The following is a 17,994-nucleotide window of genomic DNA, read 5'->3' on the forward strand; positions in this document are numbered from 1 at the left end:
CGCGGCGGATAGGGATGGGAATGAAAGACATGAATGATTTCTGGGCAGATGCTCTGCGCAAGTATTGGGGCCTGGAGGCCCTTCTGACACGGCTGAACGGAGAGTATGACCTGAACTTTCTGGTCGAAGCGAAGAACGGACAGGACTATGTCCTGAAAGTCATGCGCGCGGGGTGTGAGCCAGAGTTTGTCGACCTTCAAGTCCAAGCGCTCGAACATATCGCGGCTGGGGCGCCGGGGCTGCCCTTCCCCAAGGTATTCCCCTCGCTGGATGGTGCTGTCCTGCCCGAGATCGAAGATCAGGACGGCCAACCGCGCCTGGCTTGGTTGTTGGAGCGCCTTCCGGGCCAGTGCTACGCCAAGGTCGAGCCGAAATCCGAAGACTTGATCCTGAAACTCGGACGCGTTCTTGGCGCGACCGATCGCGCTCTGGCTGGGTTTGCGCATGACAGCCTGCAGCGGGACGAGTTCAAATGGGACCTGATGCAAGGCGGCTGGATCGCGGATCAGCTGGACGCGGTCAGCGACCCCGACCGTCGCGCGCTCTTGGAAGAGATCGTTCAGGGCTTCTCCGCGATCTCGGAAACGCTGCAAAGCCTTCCCACGCAAGCCATTCACAACGACGCCAATGACTACAACATTCTCGTCGAAGGTGAGCTGAGCGAACGGCGTACCGTATCCGGCCTGATCGACCTGGGCGACATGTGCGCCGCGCCGCGCGTATGCGATGTGGCCATTGCCGGGGCCTATATCGTTCTGGATCACCCGAAACCCGAACGCGCTCTGACCGCTCTGGTCCGGGGCTATCACGCCGCCAATAGACTGAGCGCAGAGGAGGTCGATCTGATCTGGCCCCTGTTGCGGATGCGGTTGGCGGTGTCCGTAGTGAACTCAACCCTGATGGCGGCTGAAAACCCCGATGATCCTTACGTGACCATCAGTCAGGCCCCGGCCTGGCGGTTCCTTGAGAACGAAGCCGTCAATGGCGGCCTGATGTCCGCCCGCTTGCGCGGTGCCTGCGGCTTACCGGTGGTCGATGGGGCCGAGCGCATCCACGCTTACCTCTCAGACCATCGCGGCCACTTTGCCGAGATGTTTGGCCAAGACCTGAGCAATGTGCCGATGGGGTCTCTTTCTGTTGAGAATTCGACCTGGCCGCAGAACCCGTTTCACATGCCGCTCGAAGAAGCCGCGCGCGTAGGTGAGGAATTCGGCGATGGCCTGTGGCTGGGCTATTACAACGAACCCCGCCTGATCTATGCCGAGTCCGGGTTCCGCAAGGGGCCGTGGAAAGCCTCGGACCGGCGCACGGTGCATCTGGCCGTGGACGTGTTTGCGCCCGCTGGCACAGTTTTGCACGCCCCGATGAGCGGTCGGGTCGAAGTGGTCGAAAATCGCGACAACCATCTTGACTATGGCGGCGTGGTGATCCTGCATCATGAAACGCCCGAGGGGGATCCGTTCTACACGCTCTACGGTCATCTGGACCCAGAGGTTTGTGACCGCTTGAAACCGGGCGATCCGGTGGCACAAGGCGCTGCGTTTGTGCGCCTTGGGGATGCCTCGCAAAACGGCGGATGGGCCCCGCATGTGCATTTCCAACTCGCCTTGACAACAGACGGCATGGAGGCCGACTGGCCCGGCGTCGCTGACCCGGATGAGCTGGAGTTCTGGAACGCGGTCTGTCCGAACCCAGCGGCTTTGCTGAATCTGGCCGATGACAAGGTTTGCTATCAGCCGACAGATAAACAGGCCGTTCTGCAAGGGCGTCACGATCATTTCGGCGGCAACCTGAGCCTGACCTATAACGATCCGGTCATGTTGGTGCGCGGTTGGAAACACCACCTGTTCGACGAGTGGGGTCGCCCCTATCTGGACGCTTATAACAACGTCCCGCATGCGGGCCACGCCCACCCGCGCATTCAGGCCGTTGCGGCGGATCAGCTGAAGCGGATGAACTCGAACACCCGCTATCTGCACCCGGCGCAGACCGCGTTTGCCAACAAGGTGCTATCGAAACTGCCGGATCATTTCGAGGTCTGCTTTTTCGTCAACTCGGGCACCGAAGCCAACGAGTTGGCCTTGCGTCTGGCCCGCGCCCATACCGGCGCAAAGGGGATCGTGACGCCGGATCACGGCTATCACGGCAATACCAACGCGGCTGTGGCGATATCGGCCTATAAGTTCAACAAACCCGGCGGGATCGGTCAGGCTGATTGGGTCGAGCTGGTCAAGGTCGCGGATGACTACCGTGGCGCGTTCAAACGTGACGACGCCGACCGCGCGCAAAAATACGCAGATCTCGTGGACCCGGCGATAGCTGCTCTGCAGGCAAAGGGTCAGGGCGTGGCCGGTTTCATCGCCGAGACCTTCCCCTCGGTCGGTGGGCAGATCATTCCACCGAAACGCTATCTACCTGCAGTGTATGAGAAAATCCGCGCAGCTGGCGGTGTCTGTATCGCGGATGAGGTCCAGACCGGGCTTGGACGGCTGGGCGAATACTATTTCGGTTTCGAACACCAAGGCGCGCTGCCCGATATCGTTGTCATGGGCAAACCGATCGGCAACGGTCACCCTCTGGGCGTGCTGGTGACGACCAAAGAGATCGCCCAGAGCTTTGACAATGGGATCGAGTTCTTCTCGACCTTCGGCGGCTCCACCCTATCCTGCCGCATCGGGAAAGAGGTGCTGGACATCGTTGATGACGAAGGCCTGCAGGACAATGCCCGCGTCATGGGCGACCGTTTGATAGAGGGCCTGCGGCAGATCGAATCCGAGTTTGGCTGCGTCGGCGACGTGCGCGGGATGGGGCTGTTTCTGGGGGTTGAACTGATCAACCCGGATGGCTCGGAGGGGACCGAGATCTGCAACTTCGTGAAGAACCGGATGCGCGATCATCGCATCCTGATTGGCAGCGAAGGGCCCAAAGACAATATCCTGAAAATCCGCCCACCTCTGACCATCGAGGCCGAGGATGTGGACATGATCCTATGGGCATTGCGCGATGTCCTGAAAGGTGTCGGCGACTACGCCCCTGCCTCGGTTTGCGACCACGACCACCATCACGCAGGTTGTGGCTGCTGCTAGTGAAAAGTCCCGGCGCAACCGCCGGGGCTTCATTTGCCGATCAATGCAACACGGCCGAGGGGGTTTGATGACCGGTTGTCGGCATTGGAACGGCGGCTGTCATGCGGCGCAGGGCCATCCCCAGCTCTTCTGACAAAGAGGCAAGGGCGGGCGCAAAATCCGGGCGCACGATCAGTGAGGCCATCATCATCGCGTCTTCGCGCGCGCCTTCCGATGCGGCGGCAATCATCTGGGCGAAACAGTTTTCGTCCGCGCCCAGACAGGCACATCCCAATCCATGGCGGATCAAGGGGCGCCGACCGTGGTTGGCGCAGAGCGAGCACAGACGATCCAGGGTCAGCATCGCGGCACGCCCTTGATCCGCGCCCAGGGCGATGTCGAAATCACTGGCAGCGTCGGCGCGGCCTCTGGCACCTTCGCTCCAGAGGCGCAGATACATCACCGCGCCTGCCTCGATCGGGGCGAGGTCCGTCAGACGTCCGACGGGTGCGCCGCCCCGCGACGACGGGCTGCTCATTTTGTCAGGATCAGTTTGCCGGCACGGGTGATGCGCAGCGTATAAAGCTGATCACCCAGTTCGATATGGGCGAGATTGCCCCCTTTGGTCAGCTCTTCGGCCTTGTGCGAAGGCAGCATGGATACGGCAAAGGACTGGGTGGCGATAGGGGTCTGCGCGTTCATTTGACAACTCCGGGGTATCTCAGGCATGGGCCTGCTCTGTTCGCTTTTTCAATGACCTGGCTGACCCGAGTCTGGGGTGGCTGTCGGCTTCTTCTCTTATTCTGATTATTTTAGTAAGGTTTGTCAAGCCACGCTTTTGCGGTTGCAGAAACATGCCGTGTTGCGCCTTGTTTACAGGCAGGTTAGGCCTAAGCGCATAGGCAAAAACACCGAGGTTACTATGGGCGCGGCAATTGTATTTGATCTGGATGGAACTCTGGTCGACAGCCTGGGCGACATCGTTGCAGCCGCGAACCAGACGCTGAGCGATCTCGACCTGCCCCCTCTGCCGCGCGAGGTGATCGGGCGATTCGTCGGCAATGGGCTCCCCAAGCTGGTTGAGCGTATGATCCGGCACTGCGAATTGCCCTTGGACCGTCATGACGAGCTGACGAAAGTGACGCTTGCGCATTACACGGCGGGGGCCAGCAAAACGACGGTGCCCTATCCCGGCATTCCTCAGGCTTTGGCCAGCTTGCGGTCGCAGGGGCATACACTGGGCGTCTGCACCAACAAGCCCGAGGCCCCTGCCCGGCATATCCTCGACGCACTGGACCTGTCGCAATATTTCGATGCGGTTCTGGGTGGCGATAGCCTGACTACAAGGAAACCCGACCCTCAGCATCTATTTGCAAGCTTCGACGCGTTGCCAGCTCATGGGTTGCGTGTTTTCGTGGGCGACAGCGAGGTGGACGCAGAAACAGCCGAGCGCGCCGAGATCCCCTTTCTCCTGTTCACACAAGGCTATCGGAAGTCGCCCGTGACAGATATTCCGCACGACATCGCCTATGACACGTCGGACGAGATTCCGCCCCTGGTCGCGCAGATGCTGCAGATGTCTGCTCAGGTGAAATAGGTCTCAGCGCATACCCTTAAAATTATTGAGGGGCCGGCCGAGGGGGTATGGACCAGCCCCTCATCGGGGAAACTCTGTATGGCCCGTCGAGGCCAGCTGTTGTCTCTTGTTTAGCGGGCCGCGACGGGTGGCGAAATTGGGGGATTCCCGTAGGGCTGGATTTTTTTGCCTCAACGCAGCAGAGAAACCTGCGCCTGACCTCAGGTTTGAGGGGCGATCAGGGCCCTGACCATACGCACCATGCGTCCGAGTTATTCGGGCTCGGCGTAGTTTCGTGCTTTGGACATATTACCGATCCCCGGATTGAAGGAATTGGTCGGGTCGCAGCATTTATAATGGGCCGCTAGATCGGGCTTGGCCTTGTACAGATGCCCCACATTATGTTCGGCGGGGTATTCCGCGCCGCGCGTGTCGAACAACTCCAGCATTGCGGCTTTCAAAGCCTTTGGGTCGGCGCCTTTTTTGACCACGTAGTCCTGATGCATCACATGGCACATGAAATGCCCGTAGTAGAGCTTGTGGACCAGTTGGCCCTCAATCTCGGGCGGCAATTGTTCGAGCCAGTCCTGATCGTTGCGGCGCAGGGCCACGTCGAGTGCGATGATGTCCTCGACCTCATTGGCGTGCAGCGCCATGTAACGCACGGCGGCCCCGGCGGCGGCAAAGCGGTGCAGCCCAGCGATCTTGGCCTCGCGCGTGGTGCATTCAAAGAAACCCGCATCGCGGTCTTTCATGAATTCCGGCAACCAGTCGGCGGTCTCGGCGATGCCGTCATCATTCATTTTTAGGATCAGGTGGTGTTCGTATTTGTCGCGGAACGCCATCATGCGTTTTGGTAGCACGCGGGGCCACAGGGACACCGCCATCTGCATGAATCGATCAGTGAAATTGCGCAGGAAGGGAATTCGGCGCAGGCGGGCATCGACTGCGCCTTTGAGCGCAAAGAACATCGGCAGCCGGTCAGTGCCCAGCTTGTCGATCATCACGACCGTATCCTTGCCGTATCGCGCCGTGATGTCGAACACCTCGCGCTGCATGTATTCGGCGGACACTGGCAACGACTTGAATTCGGATAGAATATGACGGCGCAAGGCGGCCAGATCATCGGGACTGTTTGTTCCGATGTAAAACACCTTCTCGGCCTCGTTCTTGGGGAACGTATCAAGCCGCACGGCAAAGACGGCCAGCTTGCCCGCCGAGCCAGCGGATTCGAACAGCTTGGCCTTGTCCGCGTTGAACCGCGCAGGCGTTTCGGCGTCGACATCGCGCACGATCTGTGCGTAGTCGCTGGCCGAGGCGCGCTTGTTCGTGGCTCCGGGGTTACGGTCGAACGTGCCTGCATCGAGGTTCGCCAGGATCTCTTCCGGCGTGTCGCCCAGATCAATTCCCAGATGGTTGACCAGCTCCAACTCGCCCTTCTCGGATATCCGCGCGTGGACCGAAAGCTCGGTGTAAACAGGGCCGCGTTCCACCAGCGACCCGCCCGAGTTGTTGCAGACCCCGCCCACAATCGACGCGCCAATGCACGAGGAGCCGATCACCGAATGCGGCTCTCGCCCCAGTGGGGCCAACAGTTTTTCCAGCGCAAACAGGGTGGCGCCGGGAAAGCTGACGATCTGCTCGCCGTCGTTCAGCGGTACCAGAGTGTCCATGCGGCGTGTATTGATCAGTACCACTTCCCGGTCATAGCGGCCCGAGGGGGTCGACCCTTCGGTCAGGCCGGTGTTGGCCGCCTGCATGATGACAATCTTATCGGCTGCAACGCAGGCCTTCAGGACCTTCCACTGCTCCAGAAGGCTGCCGGGTTGAATGACGCACAGTGCCTCGCCTTCGCCCGAGCGAAAGCCACGCCGGAACCGTTCCGTCGCGCGTTCGCCAGTCAGGACATGCCGCGCACCAACGACAGAGCGGAAATGTTCAATCAACGCGTCATTGGTCATGGCATCCCTCGTGTCTTTATGCAGCGCGGAAACGGATGTTCTCGCGGCTCAGTTGGTCGATTCTGGTCACACCCATCAGCTTCATGTCGCGCTCGATCTCGGCCCGCATGAGGCCCAGCGCGCGTTCGACACCCGGCTGACCAGCGGCGGCCAGAGGATACAGGTACTGACGTCCAACACCGACCGCTTTGGCGCCGATCGAAAGCGCCTTCAGCACATGAGTACCGCGCTGAATGCCACTGTCCATGATCACGTCCAGCTTGTCGCCGACGGCATCCACGATCTCGGCCAGTTGATCGAACGGCGTGCGTGAGCCATCCAGCTGCCGCCCGCCATGGTTCGATAGAATGATCCCGGTACAGCCAATCTCGGCCGCACGTTTGGCATCTTCGACGGTCATGATCCCCTTGAGGCAGAATTGACCATCCCAATCCCGCACCATCTGCGCGACATCGTCCCAATTCATCGACGGGTCCAGCATCTCGGTGAAATAGCCACCGATCGAGCTGGCACCGCCGCCCATATCCACATGCTCTTCCAATTGCGGCAGGCGGAATTTTTCGTGGGTGACATAGTTGATCCCCCACATCGGCTTGATCGCAAACTGGATCATACCGCCCAGTGTCAGGCGGAACGGGATCGAGAAACCGGTACGCAGGTCACGCTCGCGGTTGCCGCCGGTAATGCTGTCCACGGTCAGCATCATGACCTCCACCCCGGCCTCTTTCGCGCGCTGCATCATGGCCGCGTTCAGGCCGCGATCTTTGTGGAAATAGAACTGATAGACCTGCGGGTTCTTGTGCTTCTTGCGCAGTTCTTCAAGTGAGACGGTGCCCAGAGATGAGACACCGAACATGGTGCCATATTTCTCAGCCGCAGCGGCCACGGCGCGTTCGCCTTGATGGTGGAACAGCCGCTGCAGAGCGGTCGGCGAGCAGTAGAATGGCATATCCAGCTTCTGGCCCATCACGGTGACGGACATGTCTACGTCCTTCACCCCGCGCAGAACAGACGGCAGCAGATCGCAGCGGTCGAAAGCGGCGGTGTTCTGGCGATAGGTCACCTCATCATCCGCACCGCCATCGATATAGTTGAAGATCGGCCCCGGCAGGCGGCGCTTGGCAAGCTGCCGGAAGTCGTGAAAGTTGTGGCAATGCTTGAGACGCATAGTGTGATCTCCTTAGTACGCCACAGAGGGCAGCCAGGTGGCGAGTGTCGGCCATAGGAAGACAAGCGCCAATCCGGTCAGTTGTAGCAGCACAAAGGGGATGATGCCTTTGTAGATATGCATCAGCTTGATCTCGGGCGGGCAGACGCCTTTCAGGTAGAAGAGCGCGAAGCCAACCGGCGGGGTCAGGAAGCTGGTTTGCAGCGTCACCGCCACCAAGATCACGAACCAGACCAGCGCGGGTTCATCCAGCACTCCGAAGCCCGGAATATCGATGCCAAGGCCGTTCACGATCGGACGCATCAGAGGCAGCACGATCAGGGTGATCTCGATCCAGTCCAGAACAAAGCCCAGCAGGAATACGATGAACAGGATGAACAGGATCGTGCCGTTGGCACCAAAGCCGGTGGATTGGACCACATGTTCGATCAGTTCATCGCCGCCAAGTTCACGTAGAACATAGGAGAATACCGTCGCGCCAAGGAAGATCGCGAAGATGTAGGCGGTGGTGTTGAAGGTCGAAACCAGCACGTTCCACAGTTTCGCGAAGGTCAGCTTGCGGTATCCAAGCGCCAGCAGCGTCGCGCCCAATGCACCGATGCCCGAGGCCTCGGTCGGGGTGGTCAAACCTCCGAAGATCGAGCCCAGAACCGCGAGGATCAACAGCAGTGTTGGAATGACCGCGATCAGAACGTCTTTGACAGCATCCCAGTCGGGCGCTTTTGCGCCTTCAGGCACGGGGGCCGTGTCGCGCTTCACCTGTGCAAGAATGAAGATATAGGTCAGGTATAGCCCCCCGATGATCACACCGGGAAAGACAGCAGCCATGAACAGGTCTCCGACAGACAGCGCCATCTGGTCGGCCATGATCACCAGCATGATCGAGGGCGGGATCAGGATACCCAGCGTGCCCGAAGCAGAGACCACACCTGCCGCCAGCGTCGGCTGATATTTCTGCTGCATCATCGACGGCAAAGACAGCACGCCCAGCAACACCACAGATGCACCAATAATGCCGGTCGAGGCCGCCAGAATGATCCCGATCAGGGTCACGGTGACGGCAAGGCCGCCCCGCACGGTGCCGAACAGGCGCTGCATCGAGGTCATCAGACGCTCGGCCACACCGGATTCGTCCAGCATCAGACCCATGAAGATGAACATCGGCAGGGCAACCAGAACCGCGTTGGACATGGTCGCGTAGACCCGGTTCACCACCGCGCCGAGGGTCAGATAATCGAGACCGGTAAAGGTGCTCTCCAACCCGGTCCACAGCATCAGGTCATTGTCGAACAGGTAAGCCAGACCGCAATAGGCGACACCGACACCGGCCAGCACCCAGGCCACCGGATAGCCGGTGAAGAGCAGCGCGATGAAGGTCAGGAACATCGCAATGACCAGCTTTTCCTCGGTCGTTTCGACCAGGAAGGTCAGGCCCACACAGACGGCGGCAAATACAGCCAGCACCAGAAGGATGCGACGCAGCGGAGCCCCTTCGCGTTCCGAAGCCGGTCCGTACATCAATGCGTGCCCGTCGTGGATCAGCCGCGCCAGCGCAGCCAGGGCCAACAGAACAAAACTGATCGGAATGACCGCCTTGAAGGCCCAGCGCGCAGGCAGACCGGTGGGGCTGTCCGAGCGTTCGTTGACGCGGAAGCTTTCGTAGAAATAGTCATAGCCCTGATCGATCATCAGATAGATGAACGGGGTCAGCAGGGTCAGAATGCCGATCACCTCGATGATCCGCTGCGCCCGGCGGGACAATTGCATATGCAGAACGTCGACGCGCACATGGCTGTCTGTGATCAAGGCATATGAGATGCCGATCATCGTAACGATGCCGTAGAAGTGCCACTGGATCTCATCCAGTTTGGGGTAGTTCTGGCTGAGCAGATAGCGCAGCGCGACCTGCGAAAAAATCGCCGCCATCAGCAGCACGTTCGCCCACATGACGACATGGCCGACAGCCTTGACGCCGGCATCAATGGCTACGGCGATTTTTTGGCGGTCGGTATCGGGATGCTCCAGGATGCCTTCATAGGCCTCAACCGGATCTTTGGTGGTATTTGGATTGCTCATGGTCATTCCTCGCCCGGCAGCCCTGTGCAAGGGCGGTGAAAGTTTGGAAAAATCCGAAGATCAGAAATCGACCGGGGCAGCAGTGTCCGCTGCCCCAGAGACGTCAGTGAGGACGTTACTGACGTGGGAGGAAGGCGTTGGTCTTCCAGAGGTTGTAGCCGTCACGGAACTCGGTCATATCGGCCAGAACCTTGGCAAAGAAGGCGTCATTTGCGGCCTCTTCGGCGGCGACCTCTTCCCAAGTGCTGCGGAAGGTATCCAGCATCTCGGGTGACCACTGCTTGAGGGTGACGCCGTTGTTTTCAACGTTGTCGATCAGAGCCGCGTGCTGGATCGCTTCACCTTCGGCAAAGCTGTCGGCCATCGAAGCCTTACAGGCGTTTTCGATGATGGCCTTGTGCTGGTCGCTGGTCTCTGCCCAGACGTCTTTGTTGATCATCAATTCGAACACGGTCGCTTGCTGGTGCCAGCCGGGGAAGTAGTTGAACTTGACCAGCTTGTGGAAGCCCAAGCGCGCATCGATGGCGGGCATCGAGAATTCGGTCGCGTCGATCGCACCTTTTTCCAGCGCCGGGAAGATCTCACCACCGGGCAGCAAAGAGGTCGCAACTCCCAGTTTCTGCATCACCTTGCCGCCCAGACCGAAGAAACGCATCTTCAGGCCGCTCAAGTCTTCGGGAGAGTTGATCTCGGTGGCGAACCAGCCCGAGGTCTCGGGGGCGATCACAGCGCAAGGGATCACGTGGACGTTATAGCCCGCCTGATCATACATCTCCTGGTACAGCGTCATGCCGTTGCCGTAGTAGAGCCACGCCATGTATTCGCCCGCCTCAGGGCCGAAAGGAACGGCTGAGAACAGCGGAGCAGCCGGGATTTTGCCCGCCCAGTAACCGGCGGTGGTGTAGCCCGAGTTGATCTTGCCAGTGGATACAGCATCCAGAATTTCAAACGGCGGAACCAGTTTGCCTGGCTCATACACCTTCATCTTCAGCGTGCCGCCCGACATCAGGTCCAACTGCTCGGCAACGCGCGGGATTGGCGAACCAAGACCAGGCAGTTCGGTCGAGAATGCAATCGGGGTTTTCAACAGCAGCTTATCTTTAGCAACCGCAGGTGCGGCCATCAGGCTGGCGGCTACGGCAAGGCTCGTCAGGGTCTTTTTCATAATGTCTCCTCCTGGGTGAGTCGGGCATCTGCCTCAAACACAAACGCAGACCCTTGCGGGTTTGCACTAGTGGTTCACTAACTTTACCAGTGTTCCTCAGTCAATAATTTTGTTTACCACTGGATCTGCAGAAATGCCCCTGACTGGGCGCGCTCCGTTTCGATGGAATCCTACGTGTTTTCAGAAATTCTTATTTTGTTGAACACATTAAGATGCATTTCCATGCTCAGACTGAATGCTTGAAAAACGCACCAATATGGTTACATTTATTTACCAATATATCTCACTTCGGCATCTTACTTAGGTATATCCCATGAACACCAAGGCGATTTTTGAACCGGTCGGACACGAATCGCTGGCCGACGCCGTGGTGGCGCAGATCGAAGACCTCATCGCGTCGGGCATTCTGAAACAGGGGCGCAAGCTGCCGTCCGAGAGGGATCTGGCCGAGATGCTTCGGGTCTCACGGCCAAAGCTGCGCGAAGCACTGGCCGTACTGGAAGAGCGCGGGCTGGTCACCACTCAGCATGGTGAGGGGACCTTTGTCGCCGCCCTGACCGGGCAAGCGATGTTGCCGGCCCTTCTGGCGCTCTACGAACGGCACGAGCCTGCCTTTTTCGACCACCTGGAATACCGCCGAGAACAAGAAGGCTTCGCCGCCCGCCTTGCCGCCCGCAGGTCCACCAAGGCCGACAAGGAAAGGATCGCCGAAATCCTCGACGAGAATGTTCGGGCGTGGGAGGCGAACGATGCGCAAGCCTCACGCGAGGCGGATTTCGCCCTGCATGCGGCCATCGTCGACGCCAGCCAGAACGCCACTTTGATCCACATGATGGCCTCAATCTACGAACTGACCAAGCGCGGCGTTTTCTACAACCGCAGCTTTCTGAAATCGATTGACGGTTCGGGCAAACAGCTGCTGGATCAGCACCTTGCCCTGGGCCAAGCGGTGATTGACGGAGACGAAAAGCGCGCTGAACAGGCCGCGCTGGACCATATAGACTTTGTCGAGCGTTCTTTCCGGACGGGGATAGAACAGCAGCGCCGCGAGGCTATGGCCGAGAAACGGCGTCTTCTGTCGCGCTAGACAAGTAGTGCCAAAGCCGCCCGCAAAGGACGGCTTTGATCAGTGCATTCGACAAAACCGAAGAAGTGTTCAGGCCTGTACCGCCTTCATAAACCGATCTCGGATCACCACAGGGTCCATCGTGATCGGCGGCATCTTGGCATTGCCGCTTTCGCATTTGCTGACGATGATGGTCATCTGCCGGGCGTCCAGCGCCTCTTGCAACACACGCCCGGTATCTTCGGCGGCGCATTCAATCACACGCTCACACCCTGCCGCAGCCGCCATTTTCGCCAGCGACGTCTTCAACCCGGCATAGGTCGGCTGATCCCCGGTGGACCCGTATGAGCCATTGTCGACGATCAGGAGGATGTAATTGTCAGCCACGTTGTTCGCGATGGTCGGCAGCGTTCCCAGATTGGTCAGAACGGAGCCGTCCCCGTCGATCACGATCACCGGCTTGGGCTGGGACAGGGCCAACCCCAGACCTATGGATGAAGCCAACCCCATCGTGCCCAGCATGTAGAAATTCGTTGGCTGGTCATCAATCGCATGAAGCTCTTGGCTGGGAATGCCGATGTTACAAACCACCAGTTGATCCCGCAGGATCGGAGCGATTTCTTTCAGGATTTCAGAACGGATCATTGGTCGCCATAGCCTCCCCAGAAGTTGGCGTCGGTCAGAATGGCGACCGGCTTGTTGCACATGAACGTGTATTTCAGGATCGCATCCAACTCGGCCACATCCGCCTGATGGTGAAAATGGTACGTCGGGATATTGAGCTGCGCCAACAACGCTTTGGTGTGAACAGCCATCTCAACCTGACATGCAATCGGCTCGCGCAGCTCGCCCCGGTACGAGATCAGCATCGGTAGTGGCATCCGGTAATACTGGATCAAAGTCGCCAATGTGTTGATCGTCACCCCGATCGCCGTGTTCTGCATGATAATGGCGGGGCGCTTACCGCCCATCCATGCGCCTGCACACAGGCCCATCCCCTCATCCTCTTTGTTTGACGGGATGTGATAGATGCCTTCGCGCTGGTCGATCTCATCAATGACTCCAGCCAGTTGTTTGCAGGGGACGGTGGTTACGAACGAAATGTCATTCGCCACCAGATCGTCAGTGATCTTCTTGTCTATGTTCATCTTCCGGCTGTCAGTCCTGTTGTTGGCGCCCAAGAGCGCGATTGACGGTAGTCACCTGCGGTACACATGCACCGCGCAAGGGGCATGACGCACGACGCGCGACGCTGTGGAGCCCAGGAAATAGTCGCTGAGATCGGGCTTGTGAGACCCGATGACGATGCAATCGACACCGTTCTCTGCCGCAAAATCTATGATCGTACGCGCCGTGTGGCCCTTTACGAGTTCGGAACTCACCCCATCCAGCCCCTCGACTTTGCGCGACAATTCCAGTCGGGCGCGGCGAAACCCTTCGGCCACCAGATCCTTGTCCAGAAACGCACTGACAGAGCCCTGAGGCATTTCGTAAACGTGCAGAGCAATGATCTCTCCGCCTCCCTGCGATAAGGCTCGGGCCACTTCCAGAGTGTGTTGCGAGATATCGTGATCCAGCGCCATTGGAACGAGAACTTTCTTGTACATGTCAAACTCCTTTCGGCCCGGTCGGCCCTATCGTTCCAAGGATAGTACCCGGTGCGGCATCAAGGCCAGAGAACAGTTTGGCAGGGGTGGCTGGACCAATCATCCCTCAGCACGCAGATCAAATTCCTCATCCGGGAAATACTTGGCGAGGCGTACATCGGCCGCCCGTGCATGCCCCTCCATCCCTTCCACGCGCGAAATTCTGGCTGTGGCCAGAGCAATGGGTTTTGAGCCTTCCCGGGTCGCCCGCTGCCATGTCACGATCTTCATGTATTTGTGGACGCTCAACCCGCCCGTGTAGCTGGCCGCCCCTGAGGTCGGCAGAACATGGTTGGTGCCCGTTGCCTTGTCCCCGTAAGATACCGTGGTCTCTTCCCCTAGAAACAATGAGCCATAGCAGGTCAGGCGATCCAGCCACCACTCCAGATCCTCGGCCTGAACGGTCAGGTGTTCCGGCGCGTATTCGTCAGAACAAGCGGCCATCTCTTCACGGTCGGAACATACGATGACTTCGGCATAGTCACGCCACGCAGCAGCCGCGTTCTCTCGGTTCAGGTCAGGAAGATCTGCAATCAGTTCGGGCACCAGTGCCATAACCCTCTGCGCAAGCGCTCGGTCATCCGTCACCAGCCACACAGGAGAATTGTACCCGTGTTCCGCCTGACTGACGAGATCGGTTGCCACAACAAGCGGGTCCGCACTGCTGTCGGCAAGGACCAGACTGTCGGTGGGTCCTGCGATCATGTCGATGCCAACCTCACCATAGAGGATACGCTTTGCTTCAGCGACAAACTGGTTCCCCGGCCCTACAAGGATATTTGCGCGCGGCAGGCCGAACAGGCCGTATCGCATCGCGGCGACACCCTGCACCCCTCCCATCGCCAGAATACTGTCGGCCCCACAGATATGAGCCGCATAGACTACTGCAGGCGCAACGCCCTCATCCAGTTTCGGAGGAGAACACGCAATGATGTGGCGGCATCCGGCGACCTTGGCGGTTGTCACGGTCATGATTGCACTGGCGATATGGCTGTAACGACCGCCGGGCACATAGCATCCCGCCGCATCCACTGGGATCGCCTTTTGACCAGCGATCACTCCGGGCACGATCTCGGTTTGGACGTCGGTCATCGTGGCCTTTTGCGCCTCGGCAAAATGGCGGACGTTGTTGTGGGCGAAACGGATATCCGCCTTCAGCTTTTCGGGCACAAGCGCAATGGCGGCGTCAATCTCGTCCTGCGTCATCAGAACGTTGCCGTCGAACCTGTCGAACTTTGCCGCGTATTCTAGCGCCTTCGCATCGCCGCCTGCTTCGATCTCCGCCAGGATGGTCTTGACCGTATCGTGAACCTCGGGCGCATCAGTTTGCGCCGTCAGCATCGCCTTTTTGAGATAGTCGCGCGCCATAGTCAGCCCCTGCTCCCGGTTCCTGCCCGGCCACTCTGTCAGAGGCGAAATCGCCTTTGCAAGCGTTTGTGGAGCCGTAAACGAAACTCTTTTCGTTCTTCTAACCCCATTTAAGAAAAGATAAATTTCGGGATTGGGAAAGCTGAAACTCGGCCTTCTATGAAGACCTCTGCGCTGTTTTTGCCACCGGATTCTGCGGGCCGCGCACCCGCCTTCGGCGCGTGAGGTAAACAGTCAAACGAAGCGATTCGCAGATACAATCAGGCAAAAGAAAACGCCCCTGACAAAGGTCAGAGGCGTTTCCAAAAACATATTCAAAGGGCGGTTAGCCGCGCTCTTCGATGATCTCAACCAGATGCGGGATCTTGTTGACCATGCCGCGAACCGAAGGTGTATCCTCCAGCTCACGGGTGCGGTGCATCTTGTTCAGGCCCAGACCGATCAGGGTTGCGCGCTGTTCGGCGGGGCGACGGATCGGAGAACCAATCTGCTTGACGACGATGGTTTTTGCCATTGCTCGCTACTCCTTACGCTTCGGCTTCAGCCGGTGCTTCGTCCCGCTTGGGCAGGATGTCGGCAACTTTTTTACCACGACGTGCGGCAACCGAACGCGGGCTCTGCTCTTTCTGCAGGCCGTTGATGGTGGCGCGGATCATGTTGTACGGGTTCTGCGAGCCCAGCGACTTGGACACAACGTCCTTAACGCCCAGCATTTCGAACACGGCACGCATCGGACCACCGGCGATGATACCGGTACCTTCAGGTGCGGTGCGCATAACCACTTTACCAGCGCCGTGACGGCCTTCAATGTCGTGGTGCAGGGTCCGACCTTCGCGCAGTTGCACGCGGATCATGTTGCGCTTGGCTTGCTCAGTCGCCTTGCGGATAGCTTCAGGTACTTCTTTCGCTTTACCTTTGCCAAAGCCGACGCGGCCTTTCTGATCGCCGACAACCACCAGAGCGGCGAAGCCAAAGCGCTTACCACCTTTTACGGTTTTCGACACGCGATTGATTGCGACCAGGCGATCTGCAAATTCCGGCGCTTCTTCACGGTCGCGGCCACGGCCCCGACGGTTTTCACGTTCTGCCATTTGGCATCCCTTTTCTCATGTGGCGCATACGGCGCCGTTTGCTTCAATCCAAGTGAGCCACGACTGTCGCCGAGGCCCCCGGATCATCGGGGCGGATCGAAACCCGCCCTCAATCTTTAGTATCGCGCATCTTGATCCGAAAACCGGTTCCCACTTTTCGGGATGCGCTTGGGCTTAGATCTTCAGACCACCTTCACGCGCGGCTTCGGCAACTGCCTTCACCTTGCCGTGGAACAGGAAGCCACCACGATCGAAATAGGCCTCTTCGACGCCTGCCTTCTTGGCACGCTCGGCGATGGCCGCGCCCACTTTGGTGGCCGCTTCGACGTTGTTCTTGCCAACAACACCCAGATCTTTTTCCAGGGTCGAGGCCGATGCCAGGGTCACGCCACGAACGTCGTCGATCAGCTGAACGCTGATGTTCTTGTTCGAACGGTGAACCGACAGGCGTACACGGCCGGCGTTGACTTTGCGAAGTTTGTTCCGAACGCGCAGGCGGCGCTTCAGAAACAGGGTTCTTTTGCTGTTTGCCATTGTTTGCGTCCTTACTTCTTCTTGCCTTCCTTGCGGAAGATGAACTCGCCCTTATAGCGGATGCCCTTGCCTTTATACGGCTCGGGACGGCGCCATTCGCGGATTTTCGCCGCGACTTCGCCCACCTGCTGCTGGTCGATACCTTCCACAACGATCTCGGTCTGCTTCGGCGCGGTGATGGTGACACCTTCCGGAGCAGTGAAATCAACATCGTGGCTGTAGCCCAGGTTCAGCTTCAGGGTGTTGCCCTGCATCTGAGCCCGGTAACCAACACCCTGAATCTCCAGCTCTTTTTTGAAGCCTTCAGTCACACCGGTTACCAGGTTGGCAACCATGGTGCGGCTCATGCCCCACTGCTGGCGGGCACGCTTGGACATGCCACGGGGGTCGATCTTGACCACGTTGTCTTCAACCGACAGCGTCACGTCGTCGGTGGCGGTGAAGCTGCGGGTGCCTTTCGGACCTTTGACTTCGATGGTCTGACCCGACACAGAGGCGGTAACGCCGCTGGGCAGCTCGACCGGTTTTTTACCAATACGAGACATTGCAGACCTCCTTAGAAGACAGTGCAGAGCACTTCGCCGCCAACATTGTTGGAGCGCGCGTTCTGGTCCGACATCACACCTTTCGGAGTGCTGACAATCGACACACCCAGACCCTGACGGACCTGCGGGATGTCATTGACGCCCATGTAGACGCGACGACCGGGTTTCGAAACCCGCTTCAGTTCGCGAATAACAGGGGTGCCTTCGTAGTATTTCAGGCTGATCTCGATGGCCGGATGACCGTTTGCACCGGTCGTCTTTTCATAGCCACGGATGTAGCCTTCGTCCGCCAGCACGTCCAGAACCCAACCGCGCAGCTTGGAAGCCGGGGTGGAAACGGTGGACTTGCCGCGCATTTGCGCGTTGCGGATACGGGTGAGCATATCGCCGATAGGATCATTCATATCTATGTCTCCCTTACCAGCTCGATTTCACCATGCCGGGGATCTGACCAGCAGAACCCAGCTCGCGCAGCGCGATACGGCTGACCTTCAGCTTACGGTAGTAAGCGTGGGGACGACCGGTCAGCTGACAACGGTTGTGCAGACGGGTAGCCGAGCTGTTGCGCGGCAGTTTCGCCAGTTTCAGACGCGCTTTGAAACGCTCTTCCATCGGGCGGCTCTCGTCATTCGCGATTTCTTTCAGCTCGGCACGCTTTGCGGCATATTTGGCCACCAGGCGTTCGCGCTTCTTTTCGCGTTCGATCATTGCTTTCTTAGCCATGTCTCAATCC

General features: G+C 58.8%; 19 protein-coding genes. 3 read left to right on the plus strand and 16 right to left on the minus strand.

Features of this window, described 5'->3' with window-relative positions; genetic code table 11:
* The first annotated feature begins 20 nt into the window (after positions 1 to 20).
* A complete protein-coding gene (locus tag J7394_RS18765) occupies positions 21 to 3,086 on the plus strand; it encodes an aminotransferase class III-fold pyridoxal phosphate-dependent enzyme (RefSeq protein WP_209255304.1) in 3,066 nt (1,021 codons plus the stop codon).
* A gap of 40 nt (positions 3,087 to 3,126) precedes the next feature.
* On the opposite strand, the gene J7394_RS18770 is transcribed toward J7394_RS18765, so the two are convergent.
* Together J7394_RS18770 and hemP are read right to left on the minus strand one after the other, a co-directional pair.
* On the minus strand, positions 3,127 to 3,603 hold the full coding sequence (locus tag J7394_RS18770; RefSeq protein WP_209255306.1) for a hypothetical protein: 477 nt from the start codon (positions 3,601 to 3,603) through the stop codon (positions 3,127 to 3,129).
* Positions 3,600 to 3,767 (minus strand): hemin uptake protein HemP, encoded by a 168-nt coding sequence (gene hemP, locus J7394_RS18775; protein WP_170484503.1) that lies wholly within the window; start codon positions 3,765 to 3,767, stop codon positions 3,600 to 3,602. Before hemP ends, J7394_RS18770 begins: the two co-directional genes overlap by 4 nt.
* 220 nt (positions 3,768 to 3,987) lie before the next feature.
* Here hemP and gph point away from each other — a divergent pair, with 220 nt between their 5' ends.
* Positions 3,988 to 4,662: a phosphoglycolate phosphatase gene (gene gph / locus J7394_RS18780; protein WP_209255308.1), complete on the plus strand. Its 675-nt coding sequence runs from the start codon at positions 3,988 to 3,990 to the stop codon at positions 4,660 to 4,662.
* 251 nt (positions 4,663 to 4,913) lie between these two features.
* Here gph and dld read toward each other — a convergent pair whose 3' ends face one another.
* The 4 genes from dld to J7394_RS18800 all read right to left on the minus strand — a co-directional run bounded on the left by dld (position 4,914) and on the right by J7394_RS18800 (position 11,011).
* The gene (dld, locus tag J7394_RS18785; RefSeq protein WP_209255309.1) at positions 4,914 to 6,602 is read right to left on the minus strand and encodes a D-lactate dehydrogenase; all 1,689 of its coding nucleotides are present in this window, start codon (positions 6,600 to 6,602) and stop codon (positions 4,914 to 4,916) included.
* Positions 6,603 to 6,618: 16 nt separating this feature from the next.
* Complete coding sequence (locus tag J7394_RS18790) at positions 6,619 to 7,770, minus strand: alpha-hydroxy acid oxidase (RefSeq protein ID WP_170681397.1); 1,152 nt, start codon at positions 7,768 to 7,770, stop codon at positions 6,619 to 6,621.
* A 12-nt stretch (positions 7,771 to 7,782) separates the two neighbouring features.
* A complete protein-coding gene (locus J7394_RS18795) occupies positions 7,783 to 9,846 on the minus strand; it encodes a TRAP transporter large permease subunit (RefSeq protein WP_209255311.1) in 2,064 nt (687 codons plus the stop codon).
* 115 nt (positions 9,847 to 9,961) lie between these two features.
* Positions 9,962 to 11,011, minus strand: coding sequence for a TRAP transporter substrate-binding protein (locus J7394_RS18800; RefSeq protein WP_209255313.1), 1,050 nt, complete (start codon positions 11,009 to 11,011; stop codon positions 9,962 to 9,964).
* Between the two features lie 313 nt (positions 11,012 to 11,324).
* Here J7394_RS18800 and J7394_RS18805 point away from each other — a divergent pair, with 313 nt between their 5' ends.
* Positions 11,325 to 12,098 (plus strand): FadR/GntR family transcriptional regulator, encoded by a 774-nt coding sequence (locus tag J7394_RS18805; protein WP_209255316.1) that lies wholly within the window; start codon positions 11,325 to 11,327, stop codon positions 12,096 to 12,098.
* 69 nt (positions 12,099 to 12,167) lie between these two features.
* Here J7394_RS18805 and comE read toward each other — a convergent pair whose 3' ends face one another.
* From comE to rpsN, 10 genes are all read right to left on the minus strand, one after another.
* Positions 12,168 to 12,722: a sulfopyruvate decarboxylase subunit beta gene (gene comE, locus J7394_RS18810; protein ID WP_170494501.1), complete on the minus strand. Its 555-nt coding sequence runs from the start codon at positions 12,720 to 12,722 to the stop codon at positions 12,168 to 12,170.
* Positions 12,719 to 13,225, minus strand: a complete 507-nt coding sequence (locus tag J7394_RS18815) for a sulfopyruvate decarboxylase subunit alpha (protein WP_170468582.1) — start codon at positions 13,223 to 13,225, stop codon at positions 12,719 to 12,721. Before J7394_RS18815 ends, comE begins: the two co-directional genes overlap by 4 nt.
* 51 nt (positions 13,226 to 13,276) lie before the next feature.
* Positions 13,277 to 13,684 (minus strand): universal stress protein, encoded by a 408-nt coding sequence (locus J7394_RS18820; RefSeq protein ID WP_170718415.1) that lies wholly within the window; start codon positions 13,682 to 13,684, stop codon positions 13,277 to 13,279.
* 99 nt (positions 13,685 to 13,783) lie between these two features.
* Positions 13,784 to 15,091: a histidinol dehydrogenase gene (gene hisD, locus J7394_RS18825; protein ID WP_209255318.1), complete on the minus strand. Its 1,308-nt coding sequence runs from the start codon at positions 15,089 to 15,091 to the stop codon at positions 13,784 to 13,786.
* 325 nt (positions 15,092 to 15,416) lie between these two features.
* Positions 15,417 to 15,605 (minus strand): 50S ribosomal protein L30, encoded by a 189-nt coding sequence (gene rpmD, locus J7394_RS18830; RefSeq protein WP_074736195.1) that lies wholly within the window; start codon positions 15,603 to 15,605, stop codon positions 15,417 to 15,419.
* Positions 15,606 to 15,618: 13 nt separating this feature from the next.
* Positions 15,619 to 16,182, minus strand: coding sequence for a 30S ribosomal protein S5 (gene rpsE / locus J7394_RS18835; protein ID WP_209255325.1), 564 nt, complete (start codon positions 16,180 to 16,182; stop codon positions 15,619 to 15,621).
* A gap of 174 nt (positions 16,183 to 16,356) precedes the next feature.
* Positions 16,357 to 16,716, minus strand: a complete 360-nt coding sequence (gene rplR, locus J7394_RS18840; RefSeq protein WP_209255327.1) for a 50S ribosomal protein L18 — start codon at positions 16,714 to 16,716, stop codon at positions 16,357 to 16,359.
* Positions 16,717 to 16,727: 11 nt separating this feature from the next.
* Positions 16,728 to 17,261: a 50S ribosomal protein L6 gene (gene rplF / locus J7394_RS18845; protein ID WP_170373361.1), complete on the minus strand. Its 534-nt coding sequence runs from the start codon at positions 17,259 to 17,261 to the stop codon at positions 16,728 to 16,730.
* A gap of 11 nt (positions 17,262 to 17,272) precedes the next feature.
* A complete protein-coding gene (gene rpsH, locus J7394_RS18850; protein WP_209255336.1) occupies positions 17,273 to 17,665 on the minus strand; it encodes a 30S ribosomal protein S8 in 393 nt (130 codons plus the stop codon).
* A 13-nt stretch (positions 17,666 to 17,678) separates the two neighbouring features.
* A complete protein-coding gene (rpsN, locus tag J7394_RS18855; protein WP_068340744.1) occupies positions 17,679 to 17,984 on the minus strand; it encodes a 30S ribosomal protein S14 in 306 nt (101 codons plus the stop codon).
* Between the last annotated feature and the right edge of the window lie 10 nt (positions 17,985 to 17,994).

The organism is Ruegeria sp. R13_0 (genome assembly GCF_017743995.1).
Lineage (GTDB): Bacteria > Pseudomonadota > Alphaproteobacteria > Rhodobacterales > Rhodobacteraceae > Ruegeria.